General features: G+C 48.2%; 22 protein-coding genes. 7 read left to right on the top strand and 15 right to left on the bottom strand.

The window, feature by feature from the left end; all coding sequences use genetic code 11:
* Positions 1-2: 2 nt before the first annotated feature.
* Positions 3-521, top strand: coding sequence for an NUDIX hydrolase (locus tag PPG34_RS08795; protein ID WP_313832857.1), 519 nt, complete (start codon positions 3-5; stop codon positions 519-521).
* Between the two features lie 171 nt (positions 522-692).
* Here PPG34_RS08795 and PPG34_RS08790 read toward each other — a convergent pair whose 3' ends face one another.
* A complete protein-coding gene (locus PPG34_RS08790; protein ID WP_313832856.1) occupies positions 693-1,043 on the bottom strand; it encodes a GIY-YIG nuclease family protein in 351 nt (116 codons plus the stop codon).
* Positions 1,044-1,110: 67 nt separating this feature from the next.
* On the opposite strand from PPG34_RS08790, the gene PPG34_RS08785 reads away from it, so the two are divergent.
* Both PPG34_RS08785 and PPG34_RS08780 read left to right on the top strand, forming a co-directional pair.
* Positions 1,111-1,341, top strand: a complete 231-nt coding sequence (locus PPG34_RS08785) for a hypothetical protein (protein WP_313832855.1) — start codon at positions 1,111-1,113, stop codon at positions 1,339-1,341.
* A 262-nt stretch (positions 1,342-1,603) separates the two neighbouring features.
* The gene (locus PPG34_RS08780; protein WP_313832854.1) at positions 1,604-2,428 is read left to right on the top strand and encodes a hypothetical protein; all 825 of its coding nucleotides are present in this window, start codon (positions 1,604-1,606) and stop codon (positions 2,426-2,428) included.
* A gap of 226 nt (positions 2,429-2,654) precedes the next feature.
* On the opposite strand, the gene PPG34_RS08775 is transcribed toward PPG34_RS08780, so the two are convergent.
* From PPG34_RS08775 to PPG34_RS08760, 4 genes are all read right to left on the bottom strand, one after another.
* Complete coding sequence (locus PPG34_RS08775; RefSeq protein WP_313832853.1) at positions 2,655-2,849, bottom strand: hypothetical protein; 195 nt, start codon at positions 2,847-2,849, stop codon at positions 2,655-2,657.
* 154 nt (positions 2,850-3,003) lie between these two features.
* A complete protein-coding gene (locus PPG34_RS08770; RefSeq protein WP_313832852.1) occupies positions 3,004-3,681 on the bottom strand; it encodes a 2OG-Fe(II) oxygenase in 678 nt (225 codons plus the stop codon).
* 324 nt (positions 3,682-4,005) lie between these two features.
* Positions 4,006-5,658 carry an alpha-keto acid decarboxylase family protein gene (locus PPG34_RS08765; protein ID WP_313832851.1) on the bottom strand — a complete coding sequence of 551 codons (1,653 nt, stop codon included), beginning with the start codon at positions 5,656-5,658 and terminating at the stop codon, positions 4,006-4,008.
* Positions 5,659-5,779: 121 nt separating this feature from the next.
* A complete protein-coding gene (locus PPG34_RS08760) occupies positions 5,780-7,021 on the bottom strand; it encodes a dicarboxylate/amino acid:cation symporter (RefSeq protein ID WP_313832850.1) in 1,242 nt (413 codons plus the stop codon).
* A 143-nt stretch (positions 7,022-7,164) separates the two neighbouring features.
* Here PPG34_RS08760 and PPG34_RS08755 point away from each other — a divergent pair, with 143 nt between their 5' ends.
* Positions 7,165-7,569 carry a CBS domain-containing protein gene (locus PPG34_RS08755; protein WP_313832849.1) on the top strand — a complete coding sequence of 135 codons (405 nt, stop codon included), beginning with the start codon at positions 7,165-7,167 and terminating at the stop codon, positions 7,567-7,569.
* An 89-nt stretch (positions 7,570-7,658) separates the two neighbouring features.
* Here the strand turns inward: PPG34_RS08755 and PPG34_RS08750 are convergent, their stop codons facing one another.
* Positions 7,659-8,414: a class I SAM-dependent methyltransferase gene (locus PPG34_RS08750; protein ID WP_313832848.1), complete on the bottom strand. Its 756-nt coding sequence runs from the start codon at positions 8,412-8,414 to the stop codon at positions 7,659-7,661.
* Positions 8,415-8,432: 18 nt separating this feature from the next.
* Positions 8,433-11,333, bottom strand: coding sequence for an aminomethyl-transferring glycine dehydrogenase (gcvP, locus tag PPG34_RS08745; protein WP_313832847.1), 2,901 nt, complete (start codon positions 11,331-11,333; stop codon positions 8,433-8,435).
* A gap of 394 nt (positions 11,334-11,727) precedes the next feature.
* Here gcvP and PPG34_RS08740 point away from each other — a divergent pair, with 394 nt between their 5' ends.
* A complete protein-coding gene (locus tag PPG34_RS08740) occupies positions 11,728-13,029 on the top strand; it encodes a metal-dependent hydrolase family protein (RefSeq protein WP_313832846.1) in 1,302 nt (433 codons plus the stop codon).
* Between the two features lie 24 nt (positions 13,030-13,053).
* On the opposite strand, the gene PPG34_RS08735 is transcribed toward PPG34_RS08740, so the two are convergent.
* Positions 13,054-13,632: a hypothetical protein gene (locus PPG34_RS08735; protein WP_313832845.1), complete on the bottom strand. Its 579-nt coding sequence runs from the start codon at positions 13,630-13,632 to the stop codon at positions 13,054-13,056.
* 314 nt (positions 13,633-13,946) lie between these two features.
* Here PPG34_RS08735 and PPG34_RS08730 point away from each other — a divergent pair, with 314 nt between their 5' ends.
* The gene (locus tag PPG34_RS08730; protein WP_313832844.1) at positions 13,947-14,234 is read left to right on the top strand and encodes an HU family DNA-binding protein; all 288 of its coding nucleotides are present in this window, start codon (positions 13,947-13,949) and stop codon (positions 14,232-14,234) included.
* Between the two features lie 187 nt (positions 14,235-14,421).
* On the opposite strand, the gene PPG34_RS08725 is transcribed toward PPG34_RS08730, so the two are convergent.
* Positions 14,422-14,700, bottom strand: coding sequence for a MoaD/ThiS family protein (locus tag PPG34_RS08725; RefSeq protein WP_313832843.1), 279 nt, complete (start codon positions 14,698-14,700; stop codon positions 14,422-14,424).
* Positions 14,701-14,746: 46 nt separating this feature from the next.
* Positions 14,747-15,532 carry a cyclase family protein gene (locus PPG34_RS08720; protein ID WP_313832842.1) on the bottom strand — a complete coding sequence of 262 codons (786 nt, stop codon included), beginning with the start codon at positions 15,530-15,532 and terminating at the stop codon, positions 14,747-14,749.
* 306 nt (positions 15,533-15,838) lie between these two features.
* On the opposite strand from PPG34_RS08720, the gene PPG34_RS08715 reads away from it, so the two are divergent.
* On the top strand, positions 15,839-16,096 hold the full coding sequence (locus PPG34_RS08715; RefSeq protein ID WP_313832841.1) for a YHS domain-containing protein: 258 nt from the start codon (positions 15,839-15,841) through the stop codon (positions 16,094-16,096).
* Between the two features lie 53 nt (positions 16,097-16,149).
* Here PPG34_RS08715 and arsS read toward each other — a convergent pair whose 3' ends face one another.
* From arsS to PPG34_RS08690, 5 genes are all read right to left on the bottom strand, one after another.
* Entirely contained in the window at positions 16,150-17,163 is a 1,014-nt protein-coding gene (gene arsS, locus PPG34_RS08710) for an arsenosugar biosynthesis radical SAM (seleno)protein ArsS (RefSeq protein ID WP_313832840.1), read from the bottom strand.
* 31 nt (positions 17,164-17,194) lie between these two features.
* On the bottom strand, positions 17,195-18,379 hold the full coding sequence (locus PPG34_RS08705) for a methyltransferase domain-containing protein (RefSeq protein ID WP_313832839.1): 1,185 nt from the start codon (positions 18,377-18,379) through the stop codon (positions 17,195-17,197).
* A 247-nt stretch (positions 18,380-18,626) separates the two neighbouring features.
* On the bottom strand, positions 18,627-19,391 hold the full coding sequence (pgl, locus tag PPG34_RS08700; RefSeq protein ID WP_313832838.1) for a 6-phosphogluconolactonase: 765 nt from the start codon (positions 19,389-19,391) through the stop codon (positions 18,627-18,629).
* Between the two features lie 45 nt (positions 19,392-19,436).
* Positions 19,437-19,748, bottom strand: a complete 312-nt coding sequence (locus PPG34_RS08695; protein ID WP_313832837.1) for a hypothetical protein — start codon at positions 19,746-19,748, stop codon at positions 19,437-19,439.
* A 109-nt stretch (positions 19,749-19,857) separates the two neighbouring features.
* On the bottom strand, positions 19,858-20,541 hold the full coding sequence (locus PPG34_RS08690; protein WP_313832836.1) for a uracil-DNA glycosylase: 684 nt from the start codon (positions 20,539-20,541) through the stop codon (positions 19,858-19,860).
* Between the last annotated feature and the right edge of the window lie 6 nt (positions 20,542-20,547).

Raw genomic sequence — 20,547 nt, 5'->3', positions numbered from 1 at the left:
TCGTGAAGAAGAATATCTATCAAGGGAAAATCATCGATCTTTCGCTGGAAACCGTAACGTTGCCAAACGGAGCCACTGCGGAGTTAGAACTGATCACCCACCCCGGAGCTTCGGCAGTTGTCCCGCTTAAAGACAATCAAACCGTCGTGATGATTCGACAGTATCGCCACGCCGTCGGAGGCTATATCTATGAAATTCCTGCTGGAAAGCTTCATCCTGGAGAAGATCCACGCGATTGCGCCATGCGAGAGGTGGAGGAGGAGATCGGCTATAAGGTTGGCACCTTAGAACCGCTGTTAAGTTTTTTTACGACACCAGGGTTCACCGATGAGATCATACATATTTTTATTGGGAAAGATCTCGTGCCTGGAACGCAAGACCTTGGTGACGATGAGGTGTTAGAAATTATCGAGATGCCTCTCGAAAAAACTATCGAGCTGATCAATGATGGGACCATCAAAGATGGCAAAACCATCATCGCCCTCCAAGCCACCTACCTCAAGTTTTTAGGCAAGAATTAAGTCCTGTCTAGAATTCTTTATTACCGTTCCTTCTTTTTTGGTTGTCATCCTGAGTGCAGCGAAGGATCTGCTTTTTAATTTGGTTGGAATAGAATAAGTTGAGGCGTGAAAAAAGAGAGATTCTTCGCCTCTGGCTCAGAATGACAATTGATGTGGGTACGTTCTCAATAATCAATTAGATTCAAACCACTCCGCAGATAAATCCTTCCATTCAGGATTCTGTGTTTCAATCAGTTGAAGTTTTTTGGCTCGGACCCACCCTTTGATTTGTTTTTCCCTGGCCAAGGCAGCTTGGACGTCTCGGGTTTCTTCAAAATAGACCAATCGAATAATCCGGTATTTCTTGGTGAATTGGCCTCCAATTCCTTGTTGATGTTCGAAAACTCGTCGAGTCAAGTCATTGGTGACTCCGGTGTACAACGTTTTGGACTTATTCGTCATGATGTACACGTAATACTGTTTCATCAGGGTGCCCTGGCTTAAGTTTTTGGAAAAGTAACATAGCTGTGTTCCTGGTTGCATGAGCAGTTTAAGACTTCCCCTCCAAAGTTGTCATCCTGAGCAGAGTGAAGGATCTGGTTTTATTTTTATGCGGGGTGTCGCCCCCGCACGACGAGTCACTTTTGTTTCGGCAAAAGTGACCAAAACCATTTCCGCCCGTGCGCGGCCCTCCGGGTCCCTTCGCCGCCGTGCAGAATCAAATGGCTCGGAAACTCGCTTCGAGGTGAAAAGAAACCTCTCCGCTCAAACAGTCCTCGCTGGAGAAGTCGATTCGGCACGGCGGCGAAGCCGCGCCCAAGGCGAGAAAAATAACCATTAGTAGAATCTGAATCGGAATTTTGGCAAACTTGTTTAGTAATTGTTAAGTGAATATACGAGGCCTTATACTTTTTAAATTTGATTGTATTGGCAGGGTATACTACTTGCGATAGGGAAAAACCTGATTGTCCTGTGGTTTATTTTTTCTCAAAAATCACAGAAAGAGGGTTAGGGAGTGTTTCTAGGTCTCTCGGATTTGTTCATTAATCTATAGTGAGTATAAAGTAAGAACAAAGACCCATGCCGAGATTTAGAGTCTTGGCGTGAAGTTAATTTTTAAATTAGCGAGCATAAAAACCATGGCTCAAATGCCGGCTTTTTGCAGAAATTGCGGAAACATCTTTTCGTCTGGATTTGGGGGTGTTGGTACTAACATAAGTTTCTTATCCTGTTACAGTGGGTATTGCCCCAATTGCGGCTCAATGGGATATGTCCCTGATGGTACATATGATTTAACTCAAAGAGCAATTGCCTTAGTTTCAGGACCAGGAAGTACCCTTGCAGACCTGAAAAAATTTTCTAATTTCTTGGAAGATGCCCAAACTAGACAATTAAGCCGAGAGAATTTAGAAAAAGAAGTTAAAGACAAACATCCCAAATTTACACCATTAATTGATTCTCTTAAGCCAAAATCCCCTTCAGATTGGGATATTTATTTCAAATGGTTGCGGTTCATTATTCTCAGCTACTTACTTTCAACTTTATCTCTATGTCAGGGAGAAACAAATTTAAATAAAACTCCTCCATCTCTTCCTTCAACCATACTGGTGAATAATGCCATAGCTCTTGCATCTGAAAGGAGCGTGCCCCTTATGGAAATGATCTGTGATAGAACTTTTCAAAATGAAAATATCCAAATTGACCAACACCATTACGAAAGGTGCATTTTCCGAAACTGCAAGCTAATCTATAGGGGAGGAACCTACCATTTAATTTCTTGTGAATTTCATAATTGTGCCCCATTTCTTGATGGACCTGCAGGGAATACGATTCAATTTATGGCGAATTTTTATAAAATTGGTTATCGCGATCAGTTAGAAAAGCTTTTTGAACACATTAGACAAGGGAACGGATTTAACGGAACTTGAAGGTATTAAAGTAGATTTGATGGGCAGGTCTTGCAATGCGACATTAGGCTTATGCCAATTGAATAGTTCGTAATTAATGCGATGAAGGAATCTTTCCTTGGGTCCTACACTAAGAACGGCAAGGGTGACGTTTCTCTTTTTTCGATTGTATGCATGGTGGCAATTGCAGGTGTTGGGTTTTTGTAGAGAAGTTCTTTCTCATACCTAGTTTGAATAATTGGATTATTTAGTTAGTGGTTCCTGCGTTGAGCGCGGCGGAGGTGGAGTCCCGAATCGGCTTCCTGGCGAAGGCTGTTTGAGCGGAGAGGTGGCCTTGCACCTCGGAGCGAGTTCCTGAGCCATCTTGATTCGGGACGGAAGCGGAGGGACCCCGGAGAGCCTGCTCTGAGCAGGGTCGTAGGGGCCGCGCACAGGCGAACATGGTTTTGGGTCCTTTTGCCGAAACAAAAGGACCTCGTCTGCAGGGGCGACACCCTGCTTATATAAATACTTCTAGAACTCAATCAACAGAATCCCCCTGGATCAAAAAGAAGATAATTAGATCGCGCTCTGTGGCTTGGCGAGAGAGGGTGCGATTAAGAATAGTGTTCGGTCATGAACCATCCGGCAATGGACATTCGTCTATGCTCGTTGGCCAGGGGGTCTACGCGGCAGACTCGATGGAATCTGGGCACGGTGAAAAATACGATGGATCCAGGTTTTGGTTCCAGGCAGTACGAAACTTCCAGGCGGACTTGGCCATCCTTTTTTTTGCGACTGTCATACACAATGAGCTCGCCTCCCCAATCTGGATTCCATTCATGATGAAAGTAGCTCACAACTGCGATCCGACGTTGCGGGGGTAATGATTGTGGGGTTTGTCCTGGTACTGCGTCCATTCTGGCATATTGCTCGTCGGTATCATCATGAGTGGAGAGGCAATCTCCTGCCCCATAGGAGTAGTAACTGAACCCCATGTGTCGTTGTTTGATTCGAGGAAAAGATTCAATATAGTCGGCGATACAGGGCAGCGCCATGCGATTGAGCAGTACTGATCCTTCTGTTGGGGCAATTTGGGCTTTGAGCCAATCTCCACAGTTGGGGAAGGCTAAATCTGTGGCCTGAATTTCCGAACGTTTTTTCCATTCTGCTTGGGCCATTGCCGCAAGGAACGTATCGCGCTCCTCCTTCGACCAAAAATCTTCGAGCACTAGCACCGGGTCCTTATGGAAACTAAATTTTTTGGGATTAAATTCTTTGAAACGGGTTTTCATGAAAATCTTGCCTGCTGAGGGGAAATGAGCCAGTTATCCAAATAGGCCACAGGTTGTTGGAGTTTGTCAATTCGCAATCGCATTCGGGAATGATGAAAAAATGTGAAGGTATTGCGAGGGCGGTTAATTAAAAAATGTCCACTATAAATCTTACAGTCGCAAGCAATTTTGGAAAGTGTATTTGATAAGCTACGTAGGGGTGAGATTGAATACGCCAATATTCGTATGGTGTTAATATCTAGGGGTTAAAGCTTATTGTGATTCCATTGTTTGCAGAAGGAGATGAGGGGCTTTCGTAGATGGCCAGCAGGGAGTGTGTCAATTTTACCCAGTGGATAAACGCTTTGCCAATCGCTGGGCGACTCGGGTCATGGCTGTTGAACGATCTTTGGGATCGAGCAGCACATTTAACACATGGAGATGTTGAGTGTCGGCAAAGGCCTGGTCTAAGGCACTCTGGAATTCTCCAAATGTTTCGGCTCTGTGTCCTGTCCCGCTGCCGATCAGATCACAGACTTTTTCGTATTGCCATTCCTGAATATCGTTGAATGGGCCCTCCATAATTTCTCGCTCGGTTGTGTACCCTCGATTATTCAGCACAATTACAATAGGAGATTGGCCATACCGTAAACAGGTCGAAAGCTCCGTGCCGGTCATCTGAAATGCGCCATCTCCCACAAGGACGATGGGGCGTAGTTTGGGGTTCGCCAACCCGGCGCCCAAAGCCGCTGGAACGCTAAAGCCCATAGAGGTGTAATAAGCAGGTGAGAGAAATTCCGCGCTTTGGTGAACGTGCAAATCTGCTGCAGCAAAGAGTGATTCGCCAACGTCCGCAATGACAATGGTTTGGTCGTTGAGGAGACCGTCCAAATATCCAAACATGTTTCGGAGCGTGACTGGGGTGTGGGCGGGAGGCTTTTCATACTGAACACTGTCCAGGGCGGGTAAGGGACGAGAAGGAAAGGCCGGCAAAGGGGACGATGCCAGCGCACGAATGAAATCTTCGAACCGAACGTTTTCATAGCGATGATGCTTGATGGCGATGGTCTCCGCCGTGGCGTGAATGGTGCGGCCAGCTGCCAGTAGAGTTGAATGTGCCTTGACGTCTTCGATATCCGTAAGCAGCGTGCCGAGTGTGAGCAGGCAATCGGCCTGGTCTACAAAGTCCAAGATTTCCTGGCGACCCACTAGTCCACCGTACACGCCAATATACAGCGGGTGATCTTCACGAATCACCGATTTTCCCAACAACGTTGTCGCCACGGGTGCATGCATGTGTTCCACCAAGGTGGTGAGTTCCTTTTCCAATCCAAACCGGAACAATTCTGCACCCGCCAGAATGACGGGACGTTCCGAGCCCGAGAGAATCCCCCGGACTTCCGCCACGGCTTCTTTTAAGGCCGCGGGATCACTTTCACATTCTGTGACGTCGGGAAATCTCGGGGAGGCTACCTGAACTGGAGACAGGACTTTGTCCCGAGGAATTTCTAGGTAAATAGGACGTTTATATTTCAGCAATGCGGTGAGCGCTCGGTCGATCTTCCGCTCGGCGGTCAGGGGGTCGTCGATTACGATCGAGGCTACAGTGACTTTTTCAAAGACATCTCGTTGCGTGGAAAAATCCTGCACCATGTGGTGGAGAAAGGGATTATTCACGCGTTCTGCCATGCCTGGTGATCCGGACAGAATGACCACGGGGGACCGTTCCGCATAGGCACAGGCTGTGGCGTTGACGATATTGAGCCCTCCTACACAATAGGTGATGCAGGCTCCGCCGATGCCGTGAATACGCGCATAGGCGTCAGCGGCAAATCCCGCGCAATCTTCCCGAGTGGTCCCGATATGCTGAATTGGGGATTCTTCGATCAGTTGAAAAAGCGTGAGGACGTAATCGCCAGGTATGCCAAAGATATGCTTTAGCCCCAGCTGATGCAGGCGATCGAGAAGAAGGGAACCAATAGTATGAGAGGAAATCATGTATACCTCCCTCTAGACATTATATCGGAAAAATGTGACGGGGTGTGAAGTGATTTAAAAAGCGGATAATTTAAATGGCAGGAAAAGTAGGAAAAATTATCAGAACATTAAATTTTCCTTGCTAGGTTGTATTCTCCAATTTATCAATAACCGCCGCCCCCACCGCATCTCCCCAAACATTGACCGTGGTTCGGCAACGGTCGAGAAACCAATCAATAACGAGAATCAACCCAATGCCTTCAATGGGCAAGCCCACGGCTTTCAGTACGATCACCATGGTGACCAGTCCAGCCTCAGGGATTCCCGCCGCTCCAACACCTGCCAGCGTCGCCGTTAATACTACAATCACGGTCTGCGCAAGGCTCAACTCAATCCCATAGGATTGTGCGATAAACACGGCGGCTACGGCTTCATACAATGCCGTCCCGTTCATATTAATCGTGGCTCCGAGGGGGAGCACAAACCGGGCGGTTCGTGAGGAAATGCCGTGTTCATCAATCACCGCTTCCATGGTTAACGGAAGCGTCGCCGAGCTAGAGCTGGTGGAAAACGCGGTCGTGAGCGCCGTGCTCAGATTTCTGGCATAGGCGGGGACTGATTGTTTTCCGATGAACTGGAGAATAAGGGGGAGGATTACCAGCGCATGAATCAGCAACGCAATAATCACCGTGGCAGCATATGCGCCCAATGAGACGAGTTGCGGCCAAAAGCCGCTAAAGCCACCCGCTTCTCCCAGCCGACCGGCGATGAGTGCCCCGATTCCCATTGGTGCCGTCCACATCAATAAATGGACCATCGCCATGATCGCGTCATTGACTCCATCAAAAAACCGAATGACGATCGCGCCTTTTTCTCCAAGCGTGGTCAGAACACCTCCAAAAATCAGGGAAAAAATAATGAGGGGCAAGACTTCTACATTCACCATGGCGGCAAAGAGATTTTTGGGAACCAAGGTGGTGAGTAGGGTTTGGAGAAGGCCAGCAACCGTATCCGGTTTATGATCCATTCGTTCGGCGAGATTCGTGAGATCCTGCGACTCTGGCCCAGTGCCTGGTGTGCCGGGGTGAATCAGCAGGACGAGTAACAGTCCAATAATGACCGCGATTCCTGTGGTGGCCATAAAAAAGAGCACGGTACGGCTTCCCAAAGGCCCCAGTTGACGAACATCGCCCAGACTGCTCACGCCCACGATCATGGAACTGATGACCAACGGAACCACCATCACAAACAGGGCACGTAGAAAAAGGTCTCCTAGGAATTGGACCGACCGGCCAATGTCTGGCGTAAACCCTCCGACGATAATGCCGATCGTGATTCCAAGAAGAATGGCAAAAAGCAATTTGTTGGGATTTTTCGTACTCATGGGAAATTGAAGGTCTGTGGCCTACGCCATCATACAGAATTCTTTCTCTTTGAGCATCTCACCAATGCTGTCCTTTGAAATTGTGATGCCGAACTGTTTGGAGTACTGTATGGCGTTCGAGAGTTTCGAGAAGGAGCTATGTTATGACGGTCGAAATGATCATGAGTCGAAAAATCGTGACGGTGGACATGGATGATACCTTGGCTCGTATTCGAGACGTGTTTAAGCAGCATCGGTTTCATCATGTGCTGGTGGTGAGCGGGAATCGGCTCATGGGAGTCATCTCCGATCGTGACCTTTTGAAATCCATTAGTCCGTTTATTGACACGCTCTCAGAAACCACTCGCGATTTGGCCACGCTGCAAAAGCGGGCCCATCAGATCATGAGTCGAAAACCGATCAGTGTGGCACAAGATACGACGCTTGAGGACGCTGTCGAGACATTACTGCAACACAATATTTCCTGCCTTCCTGTTACTAATAAAGATGGTGCCATTGTCGGCGTCCTCACCTGGAAGGATTTGTTGAGGGCTTCAGTGAAGGTATAGGCAAGGTGACTTCAAAAATTCATTTGTTTTTTGGAAAGGAATTCGATGAAGAAGGAAAAAAGGAATCCAGGTAATTTCTGATAAAGACCTTAAGATTTCTTCAAAGCCCCTACCTTGGCATTAAACCTAATGGGTTGGCCTTGCACTTCCCTGGTGAAATCATCGAAGGCATTATTATAGTCAATGTCATCCGAAAGAAGGATCCCTTGAGGTTTCAGGTAGGGCCAAGCTGCTTGATATTCGAAAAACATATGGTCGTAGGAGTGGAGACTATCATGAATAAATATGTCAATTTTTGGCAGTGTGGGAAGAAGTTCAGGTAGAAGATCCTTAGCATCCCCCAACCTTAATTCCCATCGTGAACGCAGGTGATGGGGAACGAGATAGCCGGTTCCTTTTTCATCGGGGACGCCGTCTGTTTGCCTGGGCCCTCCTGGGTAAAGTTCGACATCAATATTCGGTAAGTCTATGGAGTAGAGTTTTCCATGTTGATTGTGCTCCATGGCATAAAGGATGAAAGCAGAAGAAATCCCTTCATTAACCCCCGTTTCCACAATAATGTCCGGCTTCAACAATCTGGTCATGACATAATAGACCATGTGATGCATGTGGATAACTCTTAGTCCATGTAACTGTTGGAATAAGGGCTCCTTTAATTCAAGGTATTTAAAAAATTCAATGGCCAAGCCCAGTTCCTTTCCAGTCAGATCTGCCATCTTTACATAGCGTCCGGAATAATCCGTCCAATATTGAAGAAGCCGATCAATTTTTGTCGGATGTCGAAACAGATATCTAGTTGAATATGGAAGAAAGGATCGAAGGGTCAATGAAAGGGCACTGCTCATGATGATTTTAAAACCAGACTATGCTTCCGGTTTTTTTATTATGTCTTCCATTGGTGGGCAGGTGCATACGAGGTTACGGTCGCCATAGGCATTATCGATTCGAGACACAGAGGGCCAAAATTTATAGTCACGTAACCAGGGCGCGGGAAATGCCGCCTGTTCTTGCGTATAGGGGTGTACCCATTGAGAACTGGTGACGACATCGATGGTATGGGGAGCGTTCTTCAAAGGGTTGTCATCCCGAGGAAGTCGCCCCTCTTCGATAGCTTCAATTTCTTTACGGATAGTTATCAGTGCCTCACAGTATCGATCCAGTTCAGCCTTGGATTCGCTTTCGGTGGGTTCGATCATCATGGTTCCAGCGACCGGCCAGGAAATCGTGGGCGCATGAAAGCCAAAATCCATTAATCGTTTGGCCACGTCTTCGACTTCGATATCGGCTGATTTCTTAAAGGGACGCAGATCCAGAATAAATTCGTGGGCTGACAGTCCATTTTTTCCTCGGAATAATACCCTATAGTCTTTCTCAAGGCGTTTGGCCATATAGTTGGCATTGAGAATAGCGACTTTTGTCGAATGGGTGAGCCCATCACCGCCCATTAAGGCAATGAAGGCCCAGGAAATTGGGAGTATGCTGGGACTTCCATAGGGCGCGGCGGATATGGCGCCGATCGCCTGGTCGCCACTGGGATTACGAATGGGGTGTCCAGGTAAGAAAGGAGTTAAGTGACTCGCCGCCGCAATGGGGCCCATGCCTGGACCACCTCCTCCATGGGGAATGCAAAAAGTTTTGTGCAGGTTCAGATGACAGACATCCGCGCCTATGTCTCCGGGGCGGCACAGGCCCACCATGGCATTCATATTGGCGCCATCCATATACACTTGTCCGCCGTGTTCATGGACAATTTTGCAGACTTCCCGAATCGATTCTTCAAAGACCCCATGCGTTGAAGGATAAGTGACCATCAGAGCGGCGAGCTGTTCTCGATGCTGGCTGGCTTTGGCTTGAAGATCCGCAACATCGATATTGCCTTGTTTGTCGCACGATACCGGCACGACTTTGAGGCCCGCAATTACCGCGCTGGCTGGGTTGGTTCCATGGGCCGATACCGGAATGAGGCAGATGTTTCGTTGTGCCTCTCCCCGGTGTTTTTGATACGCTCGTATTACCATCAACCCGGCATATTCACCCTGAGATCCTGCATTCGGTTGCAAAGAGACTCCAGAAAATCCGGTAATTTCCGAGAGCCAGGATTCTAGTTGCTGAAATAATTGATTATATCCGGCAGTCTGGTCCTGGGGCGCAAATGGATGGATCCGGCTAAATTCCGGCCACGTCACTGGGATCATTTCCGAGGTGGCATTGAGTTTCATGGTGCATGATCCCAGAGGAATCATCGAATGCACTAAGGAAAGATCGCGAGATTGGAGCCGGTGCATGTAACGCAACAACTCGTGTTCCGAGTGATAACGATTAAACACTTCATGCGTCAGAAAAGGGGTGGTTCGAGCAAATGGCGCAGGAATGGAGACGGTCAAGGCTTCAGCCAGTTCTTTGGGGCTAAACCAAATTCGCCCATCTTTCGAGAAGGTTTTAAACAGGGTTTCAAGGTCGTCCAGAGTTGTGGCTTCGTCCAAGGAGATGCCGAACGATCCATCCTCAAAAGAACGAAGGTTAAGACCATGATGTGTCGCTTGCTTGAGGATATTCTCAGGCTTTAACGAAACAGAAGAGACGCGAATGGTATCGAAAAACATTTCATCTGTGACCTGACACCCCAATCGGGTCAATCCTTCGACTAACACCTGCGTCATTCCGTGGACCCGTTCAGCCATTCGCTTGAGTCCATTGGGGCCATGATAGACCGCATAGAGACCGGCGATATTGGCGAGCAGAACTTGTGCTGTGCAAATGTTACTCGTGGCACGATCCCGACGAATGTGTTGTTCCCGTGTCTGAAGGGCGAGGCGATAGGCTGTCTTGCCCTTGGCATCTTTGGATGCTCCCACAATGCGTCCTGGCATTTGCCTGGCGAACTCCTCCTTGGTCGAAAGGAAGGCCGCGTGTGGACCGCCAAAACCAAGCGGGACGCCAAATCGTTGACTCGATCCAATGGCAATGTCAGCGCCGAATTCGCCTGGTGGTTTGAGCAGGGTGAGGGCTAACAAATCTGTCGCAACCACAACATGAGTCCCAGCTTCATGGGCGCGTTGGGCTAAATCCTGATAGTTGCGAAGAAAGCCATCCGTCGTGGGGTACTGGAGAAGAAGGCCACAGTATGCATGTTGTTCCCAATCAATATTATCGACCATCCCAATGTCCAGCGTAATCCCAAGTGATTCCGCCCGGGTTTGTACGACCGCCAATGTTTGTGGGTGGCATCCTTTCGAGGCAAAGAATGCGGGCCGTGAGGATTTCCCGATCGCGAAACACATGGCCATGGCTTCGGCTGCGGCTGTCCCTTCATCCAATAGTGAAGCGTTGGCTAGTGGGAGCCCCGTGAGATCCGTGACCATGGTCTGAAAATTCAGGAGAGCTTCTAAGCGGCCCTGGGCCAACTCTGCTTGATAGGGAGTGTATTGGGTGTACCAAGCGGGGTTCTCCAAAATATTTCGAAGAATGACTGGCGGAGTGACGCAATCGTAATATCCCATCCCAATAAACGAGCGATATACGGTGTTTTGTTGGGCCATGGTTTTCATTTCGCCCAACACATCCTGTTCGGTCCGTTGCGAGGGCAGATTTAAAGGATTCTGCAAACGAATGTCCTGGGGAATGGTTGCCTGTACTAACGCATCAAGGGAGGGCAAACCCAACACCTCCAACATTTCTTGGACTTCTGCGTCGGTGGAGCCAATGTGCCTGACAGGGAAAGTTTCTGGTTCAAAGAACCAACGGTGTTCCGATTGAGGACTCATAAATAGATACTCATGATATGGTGATAAGAATTGGGCATTGACAGTGTCCATTCACCCTGTTTGATGTGCCACAACGTCGATTTTGAATTACATGGTGAGGTTGATCATGTTGGAGCTGCAGGGAATGCAAGGGACCTTCGCAGAATTGAGTTATGGCTACCAGGCTAGAGAACCAATGCGAGTTCAAAGAATATCACAAAAAGAGAGGAGCTAACCTATCATGGTTGGGTAAATTCTGCCAAGTCGACAGGGAAGCATTCTCGTTCTGTGGCAGAATAGGCCCTAGGAAGGTTAAGAATTCAAGCGCGAACCCTCGTGGTCCTATTGAGAAATTCTCTGGAATACGCTAGAGAAACTTTAGCGAGCGTATTCTATCGGCAACCGGAAATAGATCATGATTATTTTTTCGAATATCCAAAAATTGTATGACGGGACTTCTGCCTCCACCCAGGCTATTCATGAGGGGGTGGATCTGTGGATGGATGAGGGAAAAGTACATGCACTCAAGCCGCATGATTCTCAGGGCCCCAATGGGTCTGACATTCGCCGAGTGGATTGTTCTTCGTACATCGTGACCCCAGGACTTATTGATTGTCATAGCCATGTGACAGTGGTGGGGATTCGTCACGAAGATATGGATACGATGAATACGCAGGCAGGTTTGTTGTATACGGAGAAAATTTTATTTACCACGCTCGTAAATGGTGGAGTTACAACGGTTCGGGATGTCGGCGGAGCGACGCATTTTGTTAAGCGCATGGTGGATGAAGGCATGATCATTGGCCCACGGATGAAAATTGCTATCTGTATGCTGTCTACCACGGGTGGGCATGCGGATTTTCGTGGGACGGATCGATGTCATGCCGCTGTGTCGCGGTTATGGCCCCCTGGTCCTGGTCAGCCTTCTAACATTGTGGATGGGCCTTGGGACTGTCGAAAGCGCGTCAGGGAGATCGCGGCCTGTGGAGGTGATTTGGTCAAGATTTGCACGAGCCCGGGTGTGATTTCGCCTTCGGACCATTTAGAGCATCGTGATTTTACTCAAGCGGAAGTGGAGGCCATCTGTGATGAAGCGGCGGGGCGAGGTCTCATGGTGGCCGCTCATGCCCATAGCAAAAGCGGGATCCGGTTGGCCATCGACTGTGGAGTTCAAGATATCCAACATATTTCCTTCATGGATCAGGATCTGGCCGAGCGTGCCTTTGCCAAAGGATGTACGGTCACTCCGACATCTTGGATTAGCCGGTCGTTATCGGGCGCCGAGGGCATGAGTCCCTTTGTCATGGAGAAGGTGCAACAGGTGGCTGCCGTTCATGCGGAAGCGGTTCGCATTGCACATGTTAGTGGGTTAAAAATGTTGACCGGTACCGATCCCATTTTGCCAAACATGCATGGGCGGAACTATATGGAAATTGTCTCGTTAATGGAGGACGGACTTTCTTCCTTATCGGCGTGGTATGCAGGAACGGGGCTGGCCGCTGAACGCATTGGCCAAGAGGACACGGGAAGTATCGTACCAGGCAAGCGTGCAGACCTCTTGTTTTGTTGCCATGATGTAATCAATAAGCCGGCTCTCTTCGACCAAAATGCCTTGGTCGAGGTCGTCAAAGATGGGGTTGGATATCGAGGGGCGATTTCCGAAATTCCTCAACGGACTTTTGGAACCACGGTGTGTGACAGTCTCGTACCTTCCTAGTAGAGGTACCCTAGATACATAGTCTTAGGAGGGTTTGATTTGCGGGGTTGAAAAATCCTCGACCGGATCATTTTGCATATCAACAATAAGTTCGCCTTTTGGCGAAAAAAAGCCCTGCCCATCGATTTGCACAATCCCATTACAGTTATCCTGGAAAAACTCTAAAATCCAACCGTTAAAATCGTAGCCTTCATCGGTGATGTCATCCTTGATGAGTCGGGAGGTGAGGATAAATTTGGATCGCACCACGAATTCTCTGGCAATTTCAGCCTCTTGGTCGCCAAAGGCCGAGAGTTGTCCACTGAATCCGGCCTGTTCTTGTTCAAAGACATCTTTATAGGTCCCTCGGTCACGAACGCAAAATAATTGGATGGGTTTTCGTTCACGGTGATACCCCAAGGAAACTTGTGCCCAACTCCAGTCATCCAGCGCTTCGGGATCCATTTTGGGGACAAGGGGGACTTGGCTTTTGGATTTTAGAAAGTCGAGTAATAAGCGCAAGGGAGAAGGATCTTCTCGTTGGCAAAATACGCGGCAATAGATGACTTCCTCTTTGGGTTCTTCCGTCTTGGTCGAGGAAAATACAGGAATTTCTTTAGCCATGCTGGACCTCTATCTGTTCTGAAGGATTACGGATAAAGTTGAGACCTTACTCTACCTTGCCATGGTTCTAGGCAGCAACCATCGAAAACTTTTTTCGGGAGAGGTGGAACCGAATATTTTCTTGCATCCATGCGTGTTTTGTGGTTGACAGGGTAGAATCCTTACGGTAGTATCTCGCCCCGTCCCATCTAGTTATCATATTCATTCGGAACAATCGGTGTTTTTGTTCATAGAACAGTGGATTGGCCACTGTTAGTTCGTAATATTGTTGTTGAGCGCTACCTACATTTTACACTCATGAAGAGGAGGTCTGTATGGGAAAAGCCATGACAAAGTCCCAGATCGCTGATCACCTTGCTGGTAAATCTGGTGTGACGAAGAAGACTGCAACAGAGATACTAGACAATTTGGCGGCACTGGCTTACAAGGAGGCCAAAAATGCCTTCACCCTTCCAGGGATTGGAAAGCTTGTCTTGTCTCACCGCAAGGCTCGAACTGGTCGGAATCCCCAAACTGGGGAACCGATTAAGATTCCTGCTAAGAAAGTGGTCAAATTCCGAGTAGCCAAGGCAGCGAAGGATTCTATTCTCGGCAAGAAGTAAGTACTGTATCGGTTCTCATTTATCTTTGATTTTTTCTAGGTGATTGAAGAGGCGATTTTACCGAGACGGATCTGGCTTCATTTTAAAAAACTGAAAAGGGACAGCTAGAAAGTAGCTGTCCCTTTTTGTTTGTTTGGACGATTACCATACCAACCCACTCCATGAGTGAGAATGGATCATGAGGAGGTCATTCATAAAACGACGGCCCCAAACCTTTCGTGCTCATCCCGTCATGGGCCACTAGACTGATCTCGTCTCCATCGTACACCTGAGTATCTTCGCTGGCCACGCGTCGATTCACTGTGACCATGACCTTTTTTTCCCGTAACAACCGAGTGACTTGACGAAGCTTACGTCCCTGTTTTTGTAGCAGGAGTTTGACTGGCATGGCGTCTTCAATTTCACAGGCCAGGCTTCGCTCACCATCGGCCGTTTCTAATTGTCCCATCAGAGAAATATTGATCATTCCCTATTCCTTCTCGAAAGTAGATTGGTTGATCGATCCTTTCAGATCATTTTGGGATTACAGCAATCAGTCGAACAGGGCCGCCAGTCCCGTTTTTAATCTTGATCGGTAAAGCATAGACCGTGGCGCCTCGAGTGGGAAGTTGATCGAGGTATGCCACATTCTCTAGTGCATACCGATTGGCGGCACTTAAAATTTGATGTGCCTGAAAATCTCTTGATTGGCCCGGATCGATACTCGCCGTATCAATGCCTAGCCCCCGAATCTGACGATCGTGGACCAGGAAGGCCATAGCTTCGGCTGACACTCCAGGAAAATGTAAAGTCGTAGGGTTGTCGGGTGTGGCACTGCCGAGATAGTGTTGGGGATCTGGCCAATGTTTGCCCCATCCCGTGCGAATCAAAACCAAGTCATTGGGTTCTATGAGACCAAATTGTGTTTCCCAAAGATGGATGTCTTGAACGGTGAGTTCGTAGTCAGTATTAAGCCGACACCCCTCTCGAATATCGAGAACAACGGCAGGGCCCACAAGGCTTTCCACGGGAATTTGATCGATACTCTGTCCATCCAACGCGAAATGTACGGGCGCGTCGAGATGGGTCCCTCCATGCTCTGAAGCAGAGAATGTTCCTGAGGCATACCAATAGCCTTTTGGGGTCATGCCTCTGGCTGTATCTTGTCGATGAAAATGTTGGTTCTTAGGCCAATACACCGTCTGTTCGTCAAAAGAGTAGGTAAGGTCAATGATTCGAGGCTGGGCTGTGGCACAGCTCGTAAGAAGTGCCAAGCTACCAACGATCAAAATGAGTCGGGAAAACACGGGAATATTCATGATATGAAAATTACGAGAAATTCATTCATTTAGGATTGAAAAGGATAATGATCCTAACAAGTTTGAAAATGCTAGAGCAATCAAGGCCGATTGAAAGGGTTAAGCATTTGCTTAGGATGGGCCGTGTGTATGGATAAACCCTTTTCTCCCTTGCCTATACAGATTTTCGTTGGCCCTCCATATGACAAATCAGTATACTGGTAGAAGTATTTGTGCCCCATAGACATCGGGACACAAGAGTCATAAGTCCTTAAGGAGTTTTTCTCCTGGTTTTCGAACCGTTTTATTGGGGTGAAAGGGTTTCTTATGTGGCGGATCATCATTATTCTGGTACTACTCATTATACTTTTTTTCATGGTTCGAACTTCTCTGCGAGAATTTTTTGGAAAAAAGAAACCTGATCCGGCGTTGCCTGCCAAAGATGTGATGGTGCAGGACCCAGTGTGTAAATCTTATATTCCGGCTGGTGACGCCATCGGCGAAAAAGTTGGGGGACAACAATATTATTTTTGCAGCGACGACTGTGCCGGGAAATTTAAAAGTTACATGTCCGGGAAGGGATAAGTCGCTATGTAGGGCAATTGCTAGGCGTTTTGGACAGCGGTGCGAATTGATTGTTAGAGAAGTGACCCGCCACAAGAAGAGCCGGCCCCAGCGGTGCAACCGAAGCAATGCTGGGCCATGACAATGGGACGATTTCCAAGGGGTTGAAATTGAAATTCCTGAATCGTCTGAGGCAATCCATCCGCTAAGGGGATATCGAGCATCTGATGGAAATCGCAATCATACAGCCTCCCGTCCCAACCCACACTTAATAATGTCCGGCACATCACTCTATCGGCAGAATCGGCATTGAAGTTGTTGATGAGGAGATCCATGTAGGCATCCATCTGGCCTGTGCGTCTCAGGTCATCCAGAAAACGGCTGATTGGCATATTGGTGATTGTTAATAACTGGTTAAACTCGATACCGAACTGAGTCCGGAGCTCATGCTTATAATCGAGTTCGAGTTTATGCTGTTGAGGCGGAAGATTTGATCCTAAAGGATTGTAGACCAAATTCAAAATCAATCCTGTCCCTTCCTTGCCATATCCCAATTGATTGAGTTGTTGTAATGCGGCAATACTTCGATCAAACACTCCCTTCCCGCGTTGTTGATCCACATTGTCTTGTGAATAACAGGGCAGTGAGGCCACAACTTCTACCTGGTGTTTCGCGAGAAACATTGGTAATTGGGATTTGCCTTTCACGAAAAATACCGTGAGATTGCAGCGGTCAATGACTTTTCGTTCTAAAGCGCGGCATTCTTCCACCAAAAATTCAAAATGGGGATTCATCTCAGGAGCCCCGCCAGTGATATCAATGGTGGCAATGCTCGGATGTTTTTTGACGACGGAAAGGATGGCTTTGATGGTGTCGAGCGTCATGTTTTCCGTCCGTGTCGGTCCCGCATCCACATGACAATGAGAGCATGTCTGGTTGCACAGCTTTCCGATATTGATCTGTAGGGACCTTATATCCTTGGCGATTAACGGGGAAAGTCCATGATCAGACAACGTTTGCGGGAAGGAAGTTCCCTTTGTTTCCAAATCAGCAGGGGAAGTTGGGGCAACCAGGGGGATATTCTTCATCGAATATATTTAGTCCTGTTTCTAGGTCTGACTAACAACACCCGCCAGTTGGTTCGCAAATAATGGCTTCATGCGAGCTTGGCTGCATAGCGCGATTAATCACTCCAAAGTATGGTTGGTAGGCTCCATGCTGTAAGACCCGATGGGTCTTTGAACAAATTTCTAAAGGAACTCCGCAGTGGAAGGTATGGCCATCATCATCGCGCGCTTCGAGACATGGGCCGGTCAGCATCGCAAAGTCTCCGGCCCACATACAGTCGCTGTCCTCTGGCAGAATACTTGACCATCGTGGATCGGACTCTGTGAGTTTTTCAGGTGTTTCGGAGAATACGAACAAATTCTCATAGAGCGGGGTTTGAAGAAGTGTCGCGGTTTGAGGATTGATAGATTCAGGTATGCCTCGCGTAAAGGTTTGTCCGAGCTCATCCGTGATTTGGCTAAATGGGCCTTTGAGTGTCGCAAATTTTGAAGCTGTGGTTGTCGGGGTAGTGAGTTTGTAGCCTGTCAAGGTGATCGAGAGAAAATGAATTCCGTCAATGACCCGCCATGGAATGAGATTTACCTGATGAATACCTAAAAATCCTGCCGCACGGAGCCCTCCCCAATATTCATGGAGTGGAAGGGCACCAGAAAGACAGTCTCCCCATTTTTCTTTATCGTGAATCATATAGTTGGGAATGGAGTGATCGGAAACGATATCCGAAATGGAAAACCGCCCTCCCGGTCGGAGAATACGGAACATTTCCTGAAACACTTTAGGCTTGTCTGGAGATAGGTTGATCACGCAATTCGAAACAATCAGATCAACGTCTTCATTTTTAACGGGCATGGCTTCGGCTTGCCCTTTTCGGAAATCCACATTCGATTCAGCATAGCCAAGATTTTTCGCAACGGTGGGCGCATGGGTGCGGGCCAGGGCAAGCATTTCATCTGTCATGTCAATGCCGATGACTCGTCCGGTTGGCCCGACGCGTCGAGAAGCCTCGAAACAATCGATCCCTCCTCCGGAACCAATATCCAAAACCGTTTCCCCGGGTTGTACCGTGGAAAGTCCTACTGGCGTGCCACAGCCATAGGAAACCTTGAGGACGGGTTCGGGAATAAAGGAACGCAAGTCTTCGTGGTCATAGCCAGTAGGACAGCACATTTCTTCTCCATTGGTCACCGCATGGGCATATCGTTCACTGACAGCTTTAGTAATCACTTCGGATTCCATATTGACTCCTATTCAAAAAAAGAACTGCCGTATCGTTTGGGTATAAACAAAGGGGCATTGCCTCGTCAATTCTAACGCTTTGTGACCCTGCAAGATACTGGAAATGAAGAGTATTGTCTGTAACGCAATTCACGAAACTCTAGAAACATCGGTGGAAATTCCAGGCGATGATGTAGTCTAAAGTTTTTTAGAAGTGTTACATCGCACGTGGGGACACATAGGGCAATCGATCAATTTTGGGGGAATTTCAGTCAGATTGTTGTGTTGAGAGGTTGCTTGCGGCCTCCTGGTCAAGGAGCCAAGTTAAATGCCCGGATAGAGGTTTTATTACCTGGGAAGGTAGCGCATCTGGTTGATACGGCCCTTCTTTGACCTCTCGAAGCACTTGGGCTTTTTCCCCTCCGGAAATGAGAAAGGTGACCTGATAAGCGTGGTTAATCAACGCAGGAGTCATCGTAATCCGAAACGTCTGAAATTTTTCTACCCAAGGGGCCACGACTAACCGGGTTGATTCATGAACCGCATCCGTTCCAGGAAATAGGGAGGCGGTATGCCCATCTGGTCCCATCCCTAACAAAACCAAGTCAAGCTGGGGAATAGCAGAATCAGTCGACGCCAGTCGATTCCGAAGCAATGACTCATACCGATTCGCAGCTTCCTGGGCATCTGCTAGTTCGCCCTGTATTCGATGTATATGGGTTTCGGGAATTTGGAGAGGTCCTAGTATGGCTTCATGAGCCATTCGATAATTACTGTCGGCATGGTCGGGTGGGACATGTCGTTCGTCACCCCAGAAAAATTCTACCTTTTCCCAATCGAGGCGGGTTCGATACTCAGGGCTTGCTAGCAATGCATAGAGATTCTTAGGAGTCGAACCTCCAGCCAGCGCAATTGTAAACTTTTTTCGAAGGTTTATGGCGAGGGAGGCCTGATGAATCACATGCTCTGCTGCGGCCGTCGTGAGGGCTTGAAGGGTGGGATAAACGCATACGTTTGAGTTCGGGGAATTCATGAGCGAGAAATGGAGGGCAACTGACAATGAGGTGTTGGCAGCTAATTAGCACCCAGAATAGGACGAATCTTCCAGTCTGCCTTCTTTGTCAAAATCTAAACTGATTTGGCATTCGTTAGGTTCAAAATTGAAATACGGAAACGTCTTTTTCCCACCGGCTATCCGGAAATATGTCCAGGTTTCTCCTCCAAAAAATCGTTGAGCTTTGGCGCTAGGTTTCCCCCAATTTTCTTCAAACCAAGATTGCGGTTTCCCTTGAAGCTCTGCGGGATTTAATGAGGCGTCCAGGTAGGGGTTGCCTCCGCATCCTGCCAAAAAGAGAATGGCACTCAGAAAAACGATGTGAGGGATGGACATTTTGGCCCCCTTTAAACAGGAATGGTTTCAGTTTGCAACGTCGAATCCTGGCGACCTTGTTGAAAAATTCTAACCCTGGCCTTCAGCGCAGTCAAATCGGTGAGTACGATTATGGGTCGATCAACTTCTTTGCATGATGAAATACCCCGTGAAACATCGGGCGAGTCAGTCGCCCCGTGAAGGTATTTTGTTGACTTGGATGATAGGATCCCAGGAGTGTCACTCCCCAGGGGGTGGAATGCACCGATCCATGTCCAAACTTTGGCAAGGGCTTGCGGAGTGAATGCCCTAGTGCCTGGGATGCTTTCAGATATTCATCGAAGGCAATTTTCCCCAACGCTACCACAACCGTAATGTTTGGTAACAGTCGAAGCTCTTCCTGCAAATAGGGACGACATGTGTTGAATTCTTCTTTCGTGGGTTTATTATCCGGTGGGGCGCAGCGTAGGGCCACCCCGACATAGCAATTGTGGAGCTTGAGGCCATCGCCTCGATGAGTGGCTTCGGCTTGAGTCGAAAATCCAAATTGGTGAAGGGCTTCGTAGAGCCAATCCCCACTTCGGTCTCCAGTGAATACGCGCCCAGTACGATTGCCGCCATGGGCGGCTGGAGCCAATCCGAGAACAAATAGTTGGGCTTTGGGATCGCCAAACCCTGGAATCGGTCGGCCCCAATATTCCCACTCTTGAAACCGTTTGACCTTGGTTTGGGCAATCCTTCGACGGTAGGTGGTTAATCGAGGGCAAAGGGTGCAATCCGTAATCGTCTGGTGTAAAACCTGCAAGCCTGACATACGCAG

The organism is Candidatus Nitronereus thalassa, from assembly GCF_032191465.1.
Classification (GTDB): domain Bacteria; phylum Nitrospirota; class Nitrospiria; order Nitrospirales; family UBA8639; genus Nitronereus; species Nitronereus thalassa.
The sequence above is the reverse complement of the archived record's forward strand: the minus strand, read 5'-3'. Positions and strand labels throughout refer to the sequence as shown.